The sequence below is a fragment of the Pseudomonas sp. AK-TSAG1-1 genome (assembly GCF_056821665.1).
On record NZ_CM165965.1, the window covers coordinates 1450793 to 1467173 of the forward strand.

General features: G+C 62.3%; 15 protein-coding genes. 7 read left to right on the top strand and 8 right to left on the bottom strand.

The window, feature by feature from the left end; all coding sequences use genetic code 11:
* Positions 1-201: 201 nt before the first annotated feature.
* The 3 genes from AC1UK9_RS06580 to AC1UK9_RS06590 all read right to left on the bottom strand — a co-directional run bounded on the left by AC1UK9_RS06580 (position 202) and on the right by AC1UK9_RS06590 (position 5566).
* A complete protein-coding gene (locus AC1UK9_RS06580; protein ID WP_473014658.1) occupies positions 202-1890 on the bottom strand; it encodes an ATP-dependent DNA ligase in 1689 nt (562 codons plus the stop codon).
* Entirely contained in the window at positions 1887-2921 is a 1035-nt protein-coding gene (locus AC1UK9_RS06585; RefSeq protein ID WP_482579726.1) for a ligase-associated DNA damage response exonuclease, read from the bottom strand. The genes AC1UK9_RS06580 and AC1UK9_RS06585 overlap by 4 nt, the downstream gene beginning before the upstream one ends.
* Before the next feature lie 194 nt (positions 2922-3115).
* Entirely contained in the window at positions 3116-5566 is a 2451-nt protein-coding gene (locus tag AC1UK9_RS06590) for a penicillin acylase family protein (RefSeq protein ID WP_482579727.1), read from the bottom strand.
* Positions 5567-5811: 245 nt separating this feature from the next.
* Between AC1UK9_RS06590 and AC1UK9_RS06595 the strand changes: the two genes are divergently transcribed.
* On the top strand, positions 5812-6369 hold the full coding sequence (locus AC1UK9_RS06595) for a cysteine hydrolase family protein (protein WP_025110787.1): 558 nt from the start codon (positions 5812-5814) through the stop codon (positions 6367-6369).
* Positions 6370-6517: 148 nt separating this feature from the next.
* On the opposite strand, the gene AC1UK9_RS06600 is transcribed toward AC1UK9_RS06595, so the two are convergent.
* The 4 genes from AC1UK9_RS06600 to AC1UK9_RS06615 are packed head-to-tail and all read right to left on the bottom strand — an operon-like array spanning position 6518 to position 8234.
* Positions 6518-6721: an SEC-C metal-binding domain-containing protein gene (locus AC1UK9_RS06600; protein ID WP_003198420.1), complete on the bottom strand. Its 204-nt coding sequence runs from the start codon at positions 6719-6721 to the stop codon at positions 6518-6520.
* Entirely contained in the window at positions 6718-7212 is a 495-nt protein-coding gene (locus AC1UK9_RS06605; protein WP_025110786.1) for an LEA/WHy family protein, read from the bottom strand. Before AC1UK9_RS06605 ends, AC1UK9_RS06600 begins: the two co-directional genes overlap by 4 nt.
* A 43-nt stretch (positions 7213-7255) precedes the next feature.
* A complete protein-coding gene (locus tag AC1UK9_RS06610; protein WP_025110785.1) occupies positions 7256-7732 on the bottom strand; it encodes a YchJ family protein in 477 nt (158 codons plus the stop codon).
* Between the two features lie 4 nt (positions 7733-7736).
* Positions 7737-8234, bottom strand: coding sequence for a DUF6231 family protein (locus tag AC1UK9_RS06615; protein WP_473014662.1), 498 nt, complete (start codon positions 8232-8234; stop codon positions 7737-7739).
* A gap of 197 nt (positions 8235-8431) precedes the next feature.
* Here AC1UK9_RS06615 and AC1UK9_RS06620 point away from each other — a divergent pair, with 197 nt between their 5' ends.
* The 4 genes from AC1UK9_RS06620 to AC1UK9_RS06635 all read left to right on the top strand — a co-directional run bounded on the left by AC1UK9_RS06620 (position 8432) and on the right by AC1UK9_RS06635 (position 11129).
* Positions 8432-9127, top strand: a complete 696-nt coding sequence (locus AC1UK9_RS06620; RefSeq protein ID WP_025110783.1) for a PA1041 family peptidoglycan-binding anchor lipoprotein — start codon at positions 8432-8434, stop codon at positions 9125-9127.
* 90 nt (positions 9128-9217) lie between these two features.
* Entirely contained in the window at positions 9218-9940 is a 723-nt protein-coding gene (locus AC1UK9_RS06625) for a PA1041 family peptidoglycan-binding anchor lipoprotein (RefSeq protein ID WP_025110782.1), read from the top strand.
* Between the two features lie 162 nt (positions 9941-10102).
* The gene (locus AC1UK9_RS06630) at positions 10103-10378 is read left to right on the top strand and encodes a DUF1145 domain-containing protein (RefSeq protein ID WP_025110781.1); all 276 of its coding nucleotides are present in this window, start codon (positions 10103-10105) and stop codon (positions 10376-10378) included.
* On the top strand, positions 10371-11129 hold the full coding sequence (locus tag AC1UK9_RS06635) for a collagen-like triple helix repeat-containing protein (protein WP_025110780.1): 759 nt from the start codon (positions 10371-10373) through the stop codon (positions 11127-11129). Before AC1UK9_RS06630 ends, AC1UK9_RS06635 begins: the two co-directional genes overlap by 8 nt.
* Before the next feature lie 78 nt (positions 11130-11207).
* Here the strand turns inward: AC1UK9_RS06635 and AC1UK9_RS06640 are convergent, their stop codons facing one another.
* Positions 11208-11672, bottom strand: coding sequence for a DUF2269 family protein (locus AC1UK9_RS06640; protein ID WP_095138445.1), 465 nt, complete (start codon positions 11670-11672; stop codon positions 11208-11210).
* 98 nt (positions 11673-11770) lie between these two features.
* Between AC1UK9_RS06640 and dinG the strand changes: the two genes are divergently transcribed.
* Both dinG and AC1UK9_RS06650 read left to right on the top strand, forming a co-directional pair.
* Positions 11771-13915: an ATP-dependent DNA helicase DinG gene (gene dinG, locus AC1UK9_RS06645; protein ID WP_025110778.1), complete on the top strand. Its 2145-nt coding sequence runs from the start codon at positions 11771-11773 to the stop codon at positions 13913-13915.
* A gap of 92 nt (positions 13916-14007) precedes the next feature.
* Positions 14008-16356 carry a beta-galactosidase gene (locus AC1UK9_RS06650; RefSeq protein ID WP_482579728.1) on the top strand — a complete coding sequence of 783 codons (2349 nt, stop codon included), beginning with the start codon at positions 14008-14010 and terminating at the stop codon, positions 16354-16356.
* Positions 16357-16381: the final 25 nt, after the last annotated feature.

The window sequence follows — 16381 nt, forward strand, 5'->3', positions numbered from 1 at the left end:
CGAACAAGTGTTTTAAAAGGTTGGGGGAGGGGGCGGCGAGAGGGTTTGGTGCACGTAAACGGGCACCGGAAATGCGTTGCACCAAGTTGGTTCGGTGCGGGCTGATTTCACGGGTACAGGGAGCTTTTGTGGCGAGGGAGCAAATCCCTCGCCACGGGGACGTCATTCAGTCAAAAGTAATCAATGTCCCGGAAAACCGGGTCAGGCCAACAGGTCTTGCAGAGTGGCGAGGCTATCGGCCTCATCCACGTGCTTGTCCTGCCGCCAGCGCAGCATTCTCGGGAAACGCACGGCGATCCCGCTCTTGTGCCGGCGCGACAGGGCGATGCCTTCGAAACCCAGCTCGAATACCAGGCTCGGCTTGACGCTGCTGACCGGGCCGAACTTTTCCACGGTGGTCTTGCGCACGATGCTGTCGACCTGACGCATTTCCTCATCGGTCAGCCCCGAATAGGCCTTGGCGAACGGCACCAGTGCCCGTTGGCTGGACTCGGGCGGTCCGTCCCACACCGCAAAGGTGTAATCGCTGTACAGGCTGGCGCGACGGCCATGCCCGCGCTGGGCGTAGATCAACACGGCATCGACGCTGAACGGATCGACCTTCCACTTCCACCACACGCCCATGTCCTTGGTCCGGCCCACGCCATACAGGGCATCGCGGGCCTTGAGCATCATGCCCTCGACCCCCAGCCGTCGCGACGCCTCACGTTGCCGGGCGAGGTCGAACCAGTCGCTGCCGGTGAGTACCGGTGAGGGCAGTAACACCGGGGTGTTACTGCGGGCGATGACCTGTTCCAGTTGCGTACGCCGTTCGGCCTGCGGACGATTGCGCCAATCCTCGCCCTGCCATTCCAGCAAGTCGTAGGCGAGTACAACGACCGGCACCTCTTCGAGGATTTTCTTGTCGAGGGTTTTGCGCCCGATACGTTGCTGCAGCAGGGCGAAAGGTTGTACGGCCGGTGGCGCTGTCGATTGCGGATCGAAGGCGTCTTCGGTGGTCGGATGAGTGCTTTTCCAGACCACGATTTCGCCGTCGATCACTGTACCGTCGGGTAGCCCATGTACCAGAACGTCGAGTTCCGGGAAGCGCTCGGTGACCAGTTCTTCACCCCGTGACCAGACCCACAGTCGCCCGTCACGCTTGACCACTTGCGCTCGGATGCCATCCCACTTCCATTCCACCTGCCAGTTGCTCGCCGGCCCCAGCAGTGCTTCAAAGTCTTCCACCGGTTGCGACAAGGCATGTGCGAGGAAGAACGGGTAGGGCTGGCCACCACGCTGGGCATGTTCGTCGGCGGACTCCGCAGCGATCAGCTTCAGATAGGTGGCGGCGCTCGGCCGGTTGGACAGGTCGGTGTAACCCACCAGCCGTTGCGCCACGCGCTTGCTGTCCAGGCCCGCCATCGACGCCAGAGCGCGGGTGACCAGCAGTTTCGACACGCCGACGCGAAAGCTGCCGGTGATCAACTTGATGCACAGCATCAGGCTCGACCGGTCCAGTTGCGCCCACAGTGTGGGGAGTTGGCGGGCGAGGTACTCCGGGGTTTCACCGCGCAGCGGCAGCAGCTTGTGTTCGATCCATTCGGCCAGGCCCGCCTCGGAGCTGTGCGGGTTTTCCGGCAACACCAGCGAAATGGTTTCTGCCAGATCGCCGACAGCCTGATAACTCTCTTCGAACAGCCACAGTTCGAGTCCCGAGACCTTGACGGCCAACTCGCGCAGGGTACGCACCGGCACCAGTTGCCGCGGGCGCCCGCCGGACAGAAAGTACACCGCCCATGCCGCATCCTGCGGTGCCGCCTGGGCGAAGTAGTGTTGCATCGCCGCCAGTTTGGCGTTGCTCGACGTGGTGGCGTCGAGTTCGGCGTACAACTCGGCGAAGGCTTTCATGCTTGTACCTCGGCGATGACCGGTTCGACGCCAATGTTTTCCTCTTCGTCGTCGCCGTATTCGGTGTTGAAACCCTGCGCATCGAGGCCTTGTTCACGCAGATGACGCACCAGTACGCCGATCGAGCCATGGGTGACCATCACGCGCTCGGCGCCTGTCTGGTTGATGGCCCACAGCAGGCCGGGCCAGTCGGCGTGATCCGAGAGTACGAAGCCGCGATCCACACCACGCCGGCGGCGAGTGCCGCGCAGACGCATCCAGCCGCTGGCGAAAGCGTCGCTGAAGTCACCGAACCGGCGCATCCAGTTGCTGCCACCGGCCGAGGGCGGGGCAATGACCAGCGCCTGTCGCATGATCGGGTCGGACTTTTTCACATCGCCGGCGTAGATCGTCGGTGGCAGGTACACCCCGGCCTCGCGATACACCCGGTTCAGCGGCTCGACCGCGCCGTGGCTGAGGATCGGCCCGAGGCTGGCGTCGATGCCATGCAGGATCCGCTGGGCTTTGCCGAACGAATAGCAGAACAGCACGCTGGCCTTGCCGGCGGCGATGTTCGCCTGCCACCACTGGTTGATCTCGCTGAACACCTGCGCTTGCGGCTGCCAGCGATAGATCGGCAGGCCAAAGGTCGATTCGGTGATGAAGGTGTGGCAGCGCACCGGTTCAAACGGCGCGCAGGTGCCATCGGGTTCGATTTTGTAATCGCCGGACGCGACCCAGACTTCGCCGCCGTATTCCAGGCGCACCTGGGCTGAACCGAGCACATGGCCGGCAGGGTGGAAGCTCAACGTCACCCCGTGGTGGGTCAGACGCTGACCGTAGTCGAGGGTTTGCAGATGGATGTCCTGGCCCAGACGCGCGCGCAAGATCCCTTCGCTGGCGCTGCTGGCAAGGTAGTGCTGATTGCCGCCACGGGCGTGATCGCCGTGGGCATGGGTGATCACCGAGCGCTCGACCGGGCGCCACGGGTCAATATAGAAATCCCCGGCAGGGCAGTACAAACCTTCGGGGCGGGCGATAACAAGGTCCATGTCGTTACCAGAATGGAGGGGCTTGTTAGCTATGAGGTTGGCGCGAGTCCGGAAGTTCTATCGATTATTTTTTGGGGCGACACAAAACCCCTGTAGGACTGAGCCTGCTCGCGATCACGGTGTGTCAGACGCTTCAGTTTCGAAGGTCAGACCGCGATCGCGAGCAGGCTCACTCCTACAAGAGGAGGCAGCGTTTATTTGCCGGGGGTGAGGGTCAAACGGGTCTTGCCGTACACCCGGTCAAAGTTCTGCGGCTGCATCGGCAGGCCGATGTACTGGCCCTTGAGCCAGGCATCGATGCCGTTGAGGTAGTTCGGGCTGGCCGGGTTGCCAGACTGGCCGGTGCCGTTCTGCCCCATCAACGGTTCGGCTTGGCTGAAGTCGACAATGAAGCGCATCGACGGTGCACGCATCGTGTTGAAGTCCTGACCCCAGGCAAATGCCGCGGTATTGAGCGTGGTGTGATCACCGCCGGCAGCCACTGGACCGCGAACGGTCTGGCCGTTGGCGTTTTTCCACTCGTAGCGGTGCAGTTTGCCCCACTGCCAGGCTTTGCGATCGCCACCCAGCTGGCTGTCGCCGGCGCTGATCGCTGCGGCCAGGCTGCGGGCCAGAATCAGCGCCTTGTCTTCTTTCTGCGGCGTGCGGATATCATCCCAGAACGGGCTGTCCTCACGACCGAGCAGATGGTCAGCCTGTGCCGAGTAGGACAAGTTGCCATTGGCGATAAAGGCTTTCCACGCCGGGCTCGACTCTGGGCCGAGTTCGTCGAGGAAGATCTGCTTCATGCTTTCTTGCAGGAACAGTTCGTAGATCGCCGCATCGGCCGACGTCGGGCTGAGCTTGCCGTCGAAGGCCATCAAACGGGTGAACGCCTCGCGAGCCTTGCTGCGATCCGCTTCCGGCAGGGCGTCGATCGCCTGCTTCAGCGGCTGTTTCATGCCCGGGGCTTCGAACATTTTCTTCAGCTTGGCGGCAAACGTCGTGGTCTGGTCGTACTGCATGGCGATCACGCTGCGACCGTCCTGTTTGCCGCTGCCGGCCAGTTCTGCCAAGCGCTCGCCACGTTCCGGTGCGGCCCAGGAGTTGGACAACTGCATGCCGTAGCCGTGAGGAATCACCCGTTGGTTGGCAGTGCCGAGCCAGCCCTGGGTCGGGTCCTGATCGTACGGGTGCAGCATCGGGTCGGCGTAACCGTCCCAGTCGTAGCGACCTTCCCAGCCCGGCGATGGCAGCAGGCCTTCGCCTTCGCGGCGGTTCGGGAAGCGCCCGGTGACCTGCCAGCCGATGTTGCTGGCATCGGCGAACACCATGTTCAGGGCGATGGCGCGGATCTCGCGACTGGCGTCCGAAGCGCGTTCAACGTTCTGCGCGCGGGTCAGGTCAAAAAAGGCGTCCAGCGATTTGTCGTCGGTGAAGCTCGGTGTTTGCAAGGCCAGGCCAAAACCGCTGCCCTGCGCCGCTGCCTGGACGCTGTTGAGCAACGCACCGTGGCGGGTTTCGTACACCGCTTCACGAACCGGTCGCTGGCCTTTGACGAAATAGGTTTCGTTGCGCACGCCCAGCGGCTGCCATTTGCCGTTGACCTCGTAGGTCAGACTGCTGCCCTGACGGCGGATTTTTTCGAGGAACAGATCCTGGTTGTCGCCGAGCACGCTGGTGGCGCTCCACGCGACTTTGCCGTTGAAGCCTGCGAGGACCATCGGCAAACCGGCAACGGTGACCCCGGCGGCCTGATACTTCGGCGCGCGGATCTGCACGAAGGTCCACAGCGACGGCGCCGCCAGTGGGCCATGGGCATCGCTGGCGAGAATGCTTTTGCCGCTGCGGCTGCGTTGCGGGGCGATGGCCCAGTTGTTCGAGGTGGTGCTGCCCGGCAGGTTCATGGTCGCCAATTGCTGGCTGGCGTTGCTCAGTTCGGTGAGGCCCGGGATCTGCCCGTTGAGCTTGAGGCCCTGCAGCTTGTCGGCCTCGGCCAGCGGCAGGTTTTCGTCCGGGGCAGACGGGGTCAGCCAGGCGAGTTTGTCGCTGCTCACGGTCTGCGCCAGCACCAGGGAGGAGATCTCTTCCGGCAGGTTGGCCGACTGGCTGAAGTTCAGCAGCGCAAACATCAGCGCCGAGTCTTCCGGCTTCCAGTATTCAGGCTTGTAGCCGCTGGAAGCGAGATCGCCCGGCAGTTTGTCGGCGTAGCGGAACAGGTAGGCGTTGACGCCCCGCGCATAGACTTCGAAGAAACGCTTGAGCCGTGGCGATGAGGCCTTGTACAGCTCGTCGGCGCTTTTCTTCAGGTTGACCGCGCGCATGTAGCGGTCGGCATCGAGCATCGAGGCGCCGGACATTTCCGCCAGACGGCCCTGAGCCAGCAGGCGCAGGGTGACCATCTGGTTGATGCGGTCGCTGGCGTGGACGTAGCCGAGGGTGAACAGCGCGTCGTGGAAGCTGTTGCTTTCGATCAACGGCATGCCCATGGCATTGCGTCGTACTGAAACGTTTTGCGCCAGGCCCTTGAGCGGTTGCACGCCGGAGGTGGGCGGGAGGGTGTCCTGAGCGTTCCAGGTCTGGCAACCGGACAGGCTCAAGACACCGGTCACTGCTGCGGCAACGCCGAACCGGGGAAGAAAATGTGTGAGGGCTGGCGAGGCCATGGCAAAGCTCCTGCGGGGGTGTAGAGGCTGGGGGCGCAATAAAGCCGCTACGTTAGTGAGCAGGCGGTGGCCGCGCAAGCGGGCGACCGAGTTATTTCTGCGTTTATACAGACCACAAAGGATCTTCAATCAGCGTTTCGGCGGTTTGATCTTCACCCGTCCCGAATATTCGATAGCTTGCGTAATAAGTGGAGGTGATGCTGAAGTGGTGGGAAATTCAATGACACTACATGAGAAAAATCGCCATGGAGCTGAAGGCCAACGCTGCACTGATCATCATCGACCAGCAACAAGGCATTCTGCATCCGCGTCTGGGACGCCGGAATAATCCCCACGCCGAGCATCGAATCCTCGATCTGCTGGGGTTCTGGCGCGATAGCGCACGGCCGGTGATTCACGTGCAGCACCTGTCGCGTGAGCCGGGCTCGGTGTTCTGGCCCGGGCAGTCAGGGGTGGAGTTTCAGCAGCGGTTCATGCCGCAGGACGGCGAATGGCTGATCCAGAAACAAGTGCCGGATGCGTTTTGTGCCACGGGGCTGGAGGCAAAGTTGAGCGAGGCGGGGATCGGGCAATTGATCATCGTTGGCGTGGCGACCCACAACTCGGTGGAGTCCACAGCGCGCACGGCGGGCAATCTGGGGTTTGAGGCGTGGGTGGTAGAGGACGCGTGTTTCACCTTCGACAAGGCTGATTACTTCGGCACGCTGCGTTCAGCCGAAGAGGTGCACGGGATGTCGCTGGGGAATTTGCACGGGGAGTATGCGACGGTGGTCAGTGCGCAGCGGATTCTGGCGGCTGGCTGAACATTGTGGGGTGAATGTAGCGGCCCTTTCGCGAGCATGCCCGCTCCCACATTCGACCGCGTTCAGTCAGCAGGAACGCGGTCGAATGTGGGAGCGGGCTTGCTCGCGAAGGCGATGTTTCAGGCGAAGCAGGGCTTCGCCCGAGGCATCAAGCGCCGTGGCACTTCTTGAATTTCTTGCCGTTGCCGCATGGGCACGGGTCGTTGCGGCCGACGTCTTTCAGGGCGTTGCGCACCGGTTCCTGGTGGGCGTGGCCGCAGTTCGGGCCGTGGACATGGCCATGGTCATGATCGTGATGATGGTCATGATCGTGGTTGCAGTCGGGTCCATGGACATGAGGTTGTTGAGTCATCGGTGTTGCTCCGGAATTAAATCGGCGGGGATTATCACGCCATTGCGCTCCAGGTGCACGTAGTGGGCGATGAATAAACCGGTTTCCATTTCACCCTGCAATCGATAGGGAATCTGCTGGTTCGGACTTTTCAGCATTTTCACCACGTCTTTTACCCGAGGCCACAGGTTGGTGCGGATCGGCACCCTGAAATACGCGCTGCGTTTCGGCCCGACGGTGAACCAGTGCTCGTGCTCGCCTTCGGCCAGCAACAGGTCGGCCAGATGAATGCGATATTCCAGGCCGCGCACGGTCAGGTCGCTGTCGTTGGGGTTGTCGACGCGAAAATGCAGGATGAATTTCTGTTCGAGCAGCTTGGCCCGCACCACCTCGACTTTCACCAGGTGGACGGCGGGGTCGACGCTGTCATCGCTGAACCACGAGGCGCAACCGCCGAGGTTCAGCAACAGCATCAACAGCAAGCCATGAAATGTGCGGCGGTGACCGAGCATCGAAAAAACTCCTTTTGTGCCCCAGTCTAGTCGGCGCTTCCCTCTATGCGCCGAAATACCCCGCGCAGCACTTCTTGAATTTCTGCCCGCTGGCACACGGACAGCTGTCATTGCGCCCCAGTTTCAACTGCACGGTCGGGTCGATGAAGTACCAGCGCCCGCCGTTCTGCACGAACGATGAGCGCTCGCGGTGGCTGTGTTCGCCCTGGCTGTCGTGCCAGCGTGCGGTGAAGGTGACGAAGGCGTGCTCGGGCTGGCCGCCGAACACTTCCGAGCTTTCGACCGCGAGGCCGAGCCAGGTGCTCTGCGCGCTCCAGGCGCTGATCGACTGGCGATCCAGGCCTGCCTGCTGGGCGGGCAGGGTGGTTGCAACCAGATAGTCGATCAGCCCCAGCACGTAGGCGCTATAGCGCGAGCGCATCAGGGCTTCGGCGCAGGGCGCCGGGTGGCCGGCGTGATAATGGCCGCAGCAGGCCTCCAGCAGGTTGCCGCTGCCGCACGGGCAAATGGCTGTACTCATTGCATTACCACCAGTATTTCCCGAAGTTTTCCGGATTGGCCCAGAACCGCGAGTTGAGCCAGTCGGGGACTTGTTTGTAGTCAAGCAGATCGTAGGTGAACAGGGTCAGCACTTGATCGTCACGCTGGAAGCGTTCACTGGCTTGCAGCGCCAGCGAGTAGAAATCGGTTTCCTGCCAGCCGCTGGCCGGCAGATCTGCCAGCACTGCAATGCGGCTGGCGTTGAGGTTGCGGATCCCGCCCAGCAGGTTCAGGCCGTCGCGCTTGGGCAGATGCTCCAGGCAATCGACCACCAGCGCCAGATCAAAACGCTGTGCCGCCAGTTCGGCAGGCAACGCGCCGGGCGCGGCATGCGCGAGCGCACAGTCCGGGTGCGCTGCCTTGAAAGCGGTCAGGGCCGGAAATTCGCTGGCGCCGATCAGCAGCAAGCGCGCCGGGGCATAGCGATCCAGTAAAGCGGCCAGCGCCTGTTGCGGCGTGCGCGAAGAAATGGCGACGTTCATCGAAGCTCCTCAATCAGATCGCCAAGACTAGCGCGCCAGAGGGATCCGGCCTAGACCCCGATTTGTCGCGCATGGCAAAAGTGCCGAATCACTGTGAACACGGTCCCAAATGCCGGTGGCCTATTGCTGGCGGAGATTAAAACTCCGGTCTTTACTCCGTGAATCGGTTCTAAGCCGATCCCTCAGGAGAAAACCAGATGAGCATAGTTCGGACAGCATTACCTTTGATTCTGCTAACCAGTGTGTTGACTGGTTGCGCAGGTTTGCAGAAAACCGACTGGCCGACCTGTGCGGCGGTCGGCGGTGTTGTCGGTGCCGGTATCGGCGCGACGGAGAGTTCGGCGTGGGCCGGTTACGGCGCACTGTTGGTCGGTGGTACGGCCGCCGCGTATTGCTGGGTGCACGGTGATGGCGACGAAGACGGCGACGGTGTGCCGGACAGTCGCGACAAGTGCCCGCACACCCCTCGCGGCGTGCAGGTCGATGCTGACGGCTGCCCTCCACCCGCCCCGGCGCCGGTGGTAGAAGAGGCCGTTGTGGTCAAGGAAGAAACCATCGTCATCCGCGATGTTCACTTCCAGTTCGACAAAGCGACCCTGACCGGCTCCGATAAACAGGTTCTCGACAAAGTGGCCACGCGCCTGAAACAAGAGTCGTCCACGGCGCAACTGACCGTGACCGGCCACACCGACAGCGTGGGCAGCGATGCCTACAACAAGAAACTGTCGGATCGCCGTGCGCACTCGGTGGTGGAATACCTGATCCAGCAAGGTGTGCCGCGTGCCAGCTTCGTTTCGGTATCGGGCATGGGTGAAAGCCAGCCAGTGGCGGATAACAAAACCGCTGACGGTCGTGCACAGAACCGTCGTACCGAAATCAAAATCGTCCGCTAGCCCCTCTCGCATCCGCGGCTTGTGCAGTCGCGGATGCGGGTCTTTACTCCTGTGTAACCGGTATGGGCCGGTGACACAGGAGCTTTCACAATGACTGTTTTCTCAAGGTCCGTCTTGCCGGTGCTGCTGCTGGGCAGCTTGCTCACCGGTTGCGCCACCCACAGCGATGGCGATGCCCCCCTCAATCAACGTACGTGGCCGATCTGCAGCCTGATAGGCGGGCTGGTCGGTGGCGGTCTTGGCGCCATTGAAAGTGGCGGCTGGGCCGGTGGCGGCGCGGCGCTGGGGATCCTGACCGGCGGGCTGATCTGCTATGCCCAGGACGGCGACGAAGACGGCGATGGCGTGTTCGACCGCCGCGACCGTTGTCCTGACACACCGGCCAATACGCCGGTCGATCATCGCGGCTGTCCGCTGCCGCAATATCCTGTCACTGAAAAAGCCCCAGAGCCTGCGCCGCAATCGGAAGTCATCACCCTGAGCGATGCCGGCAATGTGTTGTTCGATTTCGACAAGTCGGACCTGACCCCGGCCGCCAAGGCCCAGCTCGATACGCTGATGGACAAGCTGCGCAATGCCGATGTGGTGAGCATCAAGGTCGTCGGCCACACCGACAGCAAAGGCTCGGATGCCTATAACCAGGCGCTGTCCGAGCGACGTGCCAGCAGTGTCGCGGCGTATCTACTGAGTCAGGGCCTGGAACCGGGCAAGCTGACCAGTGAAGGGCGTGGCGAGAGTGAGCCGGTGGCCGACAACGCGACGGAAGAGGGTCGCGCAAAAAACCGTCGAGTGGAGTTGCATATCAATCGCTAGGACTTGTCTGTAGTCCGCAGGCTAGAGCTGCCGGGCGACGATCATCGTCGCACCGGCAGCGATCCGACGACTGACAAAAGTTTTTTCTTTTATCCCTCTGGCTTATCCCCCGCCGAAGCCGTTACTGTGCGCCCAAAGAATAATTGCGACACGGGGGAGCGTATGAAGGTTTTCTGGGGGCTGGGGCGCTTGTTGACCCTGCTGTTCTGGTGCGTGGTGGTGGTCAATCTGCTGGTGCCGTTTGTGCATCCGTTGCATTTGCTGGTCAATCTGGCCGGCGCCTTGTTGCTGGCGCTGCACGTTCTGGAGTTGCTGTTCTGTCGCCTCAAGGGGCGTCCCAACCCGTGGCGTGATCGCCTGCGGATCCTGCTGTTCGGCGTATTCCACCTGCAAACCATCCCGGCCCCGGCCGCTCCGGAGGCTTCGTCCCATGCGTAAACTTTGTCTGCTCGCTGCATTGATCAGTCCCCTGGCCTGCGCCCAAGTGGTCAGCGTCGAAACCAACTCCCTGATGCGCCTGCCCAACACCGCCAGCACCTTGCAGCTGGAACGGCTGGAAGTGGCGGACTACGGCACCTTGCTGATTCCTTCCAACGTGACCGAGCTGACCGTCGGCGAATTACGTCTGGGCCACGAGGCGCGCATTGCGATCGTCCCGAGCGAACAGGCGCTGGACATGAAAGTCAGCCGTGCGCAGTTGTCCGAAGGCAGCCTGATCACCGCTCGCGGCGCGCCGGGCACCTATGAAAAAGCCGCCCGCGCCGGGCGCAATCTGAATTTGCAGTTCAAGGCACTGGATGCGCCAAAGTTGTTTGTGGATGCCCGTGGCGGTACCGGTGCGCCGGGCTTCGTTGGCCTGGATGGCGGCAACGGTGAAGATCCGGGCTGCACCTATGGCTCGGCCGGGCACGGTTTTGACGGCAGTAACGGCAGCGACGGTCAGCCGGGCGCACCGGGTGCGGTGGTGCGTCTTGAAGTGCCGCGCGAGTTTCCGGCAGAGCTGATCAAGGTCAACGTCGCTGGCGGCGCCGGTGGCCCGGCGGGTGTCGGCGGCAAGGCGGGCCAGGGCGGCAAGTCCAAGGGCTGCCTGGTGTATCGCGCCGATGGCGGCAAGAACGGCAAGGCAGGCGCTGACGGGCAACCTGGGCCTGTGGGTGCGGCGGGTGCGGTGACTGTGCAGCGCCTCTGAAACACAGCACTTTTCAGTGGTGGCCAGGGATAAATCCCCTGGCTACTACAGTGTTTACCGCGAAAAAAACGGGGTGGGTCAGAACATCGGCCGAGCGGCTGCAATCGCCACCAGCACCAAACCGACAATCAGGTTAATCCCCACCACCCGGCGAATCCGCCCCAGCACTGCCGCACCTGCCGGCCAGTCCTTGGCCTCAACGGCTTTGCGCAACTCCGGCAGCATCAAGCCCTGAATGCGGATAAACAGCGCCGTCATCACCACGTACAGCCCGATCATGACCTGCACGTACTTCGGCGCGGTCTCGAAACCGACCTGCTGCAAATGCAGCATGCCCACGCCGCTGATCGGCAACAGGATCACCGCGACCCAGACCCAGCGGAAAAAACCTTGAAACACTTCCACCCACAAGGTCAGGCGGGCGGGCCCGTCGAGAGCCTTCACCGCCGCCGGGCGCAGGACCATCCAGGCGAAAAACATGCCGCCGACCCACACTAATGCGGACAGGACATGCAGCGGATAAACGAGGCTAAAAGGTGTCATTGGGGTACTCCGTTCTGCGCGGGACTGATTAGCGGGGTATGATAGCCGCCGAACCGAACCACTGAAAATTTATCCAGCGTTTTTGCGCCCGACACTCAATGATCAGCACTGAACTCAAAACCACGATCCAGGGCGCCTACTCGCGTTTTCTTGAAGCCAAGAGCCTCAAACCGCGTTACGGCCAGCGCCTGATGATCGCTGAAATCGCCAAAGTCCTCGGGGATATCGACACCGACGACGAAGGCCGGCGCAGTGGCGACCCCGCGATTGTTGCGGTGGAAGCCGGCACCGGTACCGGCAAGACCGTGGCCTACAGCCTGGCGGCGATTCCGACTGCCAAACTCGCTGGCAAACGCCTGGTGATTGCCACCGCGACCGTGGCCCTGCAAGAGCAGATCGTCTACAAGGATTTGCCCGACCTGATGCGCAACAGCGGGCTGAATTTCAGTTTCGCCCTGGCCAAGGGCCGGGGCCGCTACATGTGCCTGTCCAAGCTCGACATGCTCTTGCAGGAAGGCCACGCGCAAACCGCTACTGCGCAGCTGTTCGAAGAAGAAGGCTTCAAGATCGAGGTCGATGAGGCCAGCCAGAAGCTGTTCACCAGCATGATCGAAAAGCTTGCCGGCAATAAATGGGACGGCGACCGCGACAGCTGGCCGAATGCGCTGGAAGACGCCGACTGGGCGCGCCTGACCACCGACCACAGCCAGTGCACCAACCGGCACTGCCCGAACTTCGGGCAGTGCGCCTTCTACAAGGCGCGCGAAGGCATGGGCAAGGTCGACGTGATCGTCACCAACCACGACATGGTGCTGGCTGACCTGGCCCTGGGCGGCGGCGCGGTGCTGCCGGATCCGCGCGACACCATTTACGTGTTCGACGAAGGTCACCACCTGCCGGACAAGGCCATCGGCCACTTCGCTCATTACACGCGGCTGCGCTCCACCGCCGACTGGCTGGAAACCACCGCGAAGAACCTGACCAAACTGCTGGCCCAGCATCCGTTGCCGGGGGATCTCGGCAAGTTGATCGAACAAGTGCCGGAGCTGGCGCGGGAGATCAAGGCCCAGCAGCAGTTCATGTTCAGCGCCTGCGAACAAGTCGCCGATTTCAAACCCGGTGAAGACGTTGAGGGCCGGGAGCGGCCACGTCATCGTTTCATCGCCGGAGTGATTCCCGAGCACATGCGCGAAATGGGCATTGAGCTGAAGAAGGGCTTCGCCCGTCTCAACGATCTGTTCACCCGTCTGACCGACCTGCTCAAGGAAGGCATGGATGGCGAGGTCAACATCGGGATCGCCAGCAATCAGGCCGAAGAGTGGTACCCGCTGTTCGGCAGCCTGTTGTCCCGGGCTTCGGGCAACTGGGAATTGTGGACTGCATTTACCGCCGAAGACCCGGAAGACAGCCCGCCCATGGCCCGTTGGCTGACACTGGCCGAAAGCGGTTCGCTGTTCGACATCGAGGTCAACGCCAGCCCGATTCTTGCCGCCGAGACCTTGCGTCGCAGCCTGTGGAACGTGGCCTACGGCTGCCTGGTGACGTCGGCAACCCTGACCGCCCTGGGCACCTTCGACCGTTTCCGCATGCGCGCCGGCCTGCCAAAAAAAGCCGTCACCGCCGTGGTACCGAGCCCGTTCCATCACGCCGATGCCGGTGTGCTGCGGGTGCCGGATCTGAAGGCCGACCCGCGCGATGCAGCCGGTCACACGGCAGCGATCATCCGTGAATTGCCGGATCTGGTCGAAGGTTCGCGCGGTACGCTGGTGCTGTTCTCCTCGCGCAAACAGATGCAGGACGTGTTCGACGGTCTCGACCGCGACTGGCGCAAGCAAGTGTTCATTCAGGGCAACCTGTCGAAGCAGGAAACCCTGAACAAGCACAAGGCGCGGGTTGATGGCGGCGACTCCAGCGTACTGTTCGGTCTCGCCAGCTTCGCCGAAGGGGTGGACTTGCCGGGGGCCTATTGCGAACACGTGGTGATCGCCAAGATCCCGTTCTCGGTACCGGACGATCCGGTCGAGGCCGCGCTGTCGGAGTGGATCGAGGCCCGTGGCGGTAATCCGTTCATGGAAATCTCGGTGCCCGACGCCTCGTTGAAACTGGTCCAGGCCTGTGGCCGTCTGCTGCGTACCGAAGAAGACCGCGGCACCATCACCTTGCTCGATCGGCGGCTGGTCACACAGCGCTACGGCAAGGCGATCCTCAATGCGTTGCCGCCATTCCGTCGTGAAATATCCTGAGACAACGGTGGGCAGTTTTGCCCGCCGCGCTGTCTATCTCTCTGCCATGCTTTTCCATTGGCCTTTTGGTCGTTAGGGAGAACTCCGTTCTTATGATTCGCCGCTCGTTGCCTGCCGTTTTTGCCTTGATCTTCGCCGCCCCGTTGCTGGCGGCGCCTGCCGGTCAACAGACCCTGTTCAACTTCGTTCGTCCGGCCGATGTGGTGAAAGTCGTCACCGAAAACACTGACCTGCCACAAGCCAACGCCGAGCAAACCCCGGAAGGTGAAGTGCTGCGCCGGGTGACGTTCAACCCGGTAGCGCGTCCGACCCTGCGCCTGACCCCGCAGACCGGCGCCTGGGACTGGTCGCAGTCGGGCATGATGAGCCTGCGCCTGCAAAGCGCAATGAACTGGGCCGTGACGGTCTACGTGCAAATCCAGAGCAACAATGGACAGACGCTGACCAGTCGCGTCGACCTGCCGGCCGGCCCTGCGCAAACCCTGCTGGTGCCGCTGGTGGCGACCTCGCCACTGGGCCAGGGCATGAAGGCCGGGCCACCGATGCCGATGACCGTCGACGGCCAGCGGATTCTGCTGGCCAGCAGCAGCGGTGAACTGGATCGCAGTCAGGTGGTGTCGGTCAGTCTGTGGATGGATCAGCCCAAAGCCGCCCAGAGCTTGCTGCTCGAACGTTTTGGCGTGCAGGACGGTGAGGCGGTGACCCGGGCCGTCTACGGCAATCTGGTGGACGCTTACGGTCAATCGACTCGTAGCAAATGGCCGGAAAAAGTCAGCAGCGATGAGCAACTGAAATCCGCCGCCGCCAAGGAAGAGCAACAGCTGAAAACCTGGCTGGCCGAGCGCGAAAAGTCCTCGCTGGACAAATTCGGTGGCTGGAACAAAGGCCCGGCGTTCAAGGCCAGCGGCTTTTTCCGAACTGAAAAGCGCGACGGTCGCTGGTACCTGGTGACCCCTGAAGGGCACCCGTTCTATTCGCTGGGGGTCAATACCGTCAGCCCGGACGTCAACCAGACGTACGTGGCCGGGCGTGAGTGGATGTTCGAATCCCTGCCCAAACCTGACGAACCGCTCGCCAGCCATTTTGGGGAGGGTGACAACCGTGGCGGCAACGGCGCTGATCAGGGCCGAGGCTACAACGCCGGGCGCTGGTACGATTTCTACGCGGCCAACCTGCAACGGCTGTACGGCGCGCCGTGCGCAGTGCAGGCGAAAGCCGAACCGGCAGCCGAGCCGACTGCGCTTGCGCCATGCAAAGCCACGGTCGATGAGCAGAAGTGGGCCACGCACACCCTCGATCGCCTGCAAGCCTGGGGCTTCAATACCGTTGGCAACTGGAGTGCCGATTCGCTGGGCGACGCCGAGCGGGTGCCGTATACCTTGCCGCTGTCGATCGTCGGCGATTACACCAGCATCAGCACCGGCACCGACTGGTGGGGCGGCATGCCTGACCCGTTCGACCCGCGTTTCGCCATGGCCACCGAGCGCGCCGTGGCCATCGCTGCCCGCGATCATCGCGACGATCCGTGGCTGATCGGTTACTACGCCGACAACGAACTGGCCTGGGCCGGTCCGGGCGACGATCCGCAATCACGTTACGCCCTGGCCTATGGCACGTTGAAAATGACCACCGACGTGCCAGCCAAGCGCGCATTCCTCAAGCAACTGCGTGACAAGTACCGCAATCAGGCAGGCCTGTCGAAAGCCTGGGGCATTGATCTGCCAGCGTGGGAGTTGATGGAAGACCCGGGTTTTGTGCCGCCGCTGCCGAATCCTGAGCACCCGGAAATCGAAAACGATTTCAAATATTTCCAGAAGGTGTTCGCCGATACCTACTTCAAGACCATCTCCGACTCGCTGAAATGGCACGCGCCGAATCAGATGCTGCTCGGCGGCCGATTCGCCACCAGTACCCCGGAAGCCGTGGCGTCCTGCGCGCAGTATTGCGATGTACTGAGTTTCAACCTGTACACGCTCAAGCCGCAGGACGGATATGACTTCGCCGCCTTGCGCGCCCTCGACAAACCGGTGCTGATCACCGAATTCAATGTCGGCTCGGCTGACCGTGGGCCGTTCTGGGGCGGCGTGACGCCACTGGACAAAGAAGAAGACCGTGGCCCGGCGTATGCCAACTTCCTCAAGCAGGCCTTGAGCGAACCGTCGATTGTCGGCGTGCACTGGTTCCAGTATCTGGACCAACCGGTGACCGGGCGTCTGCTCGATGGCGAGAACGGGCACTTCGGTCTGGTGGGAATTACCGATCTGCCGTATCAGGGCTTCGTCGAGGCGGTGCGCAAGAGCAATCTGCAGGTGATTGATCAGTTGGGCAAGGAGGCGGAGAAAGCGGCGGCTGTTCATGAAGCCGAGGGTGGTCGAAAAGGCGAGGCCGGCAAAGGTCCGGGGGCCGGGCATGCGGGTGGGCATTCGGGGAATGGTCACTAGGGTTCGGACCGCGTTATCGTTCTTC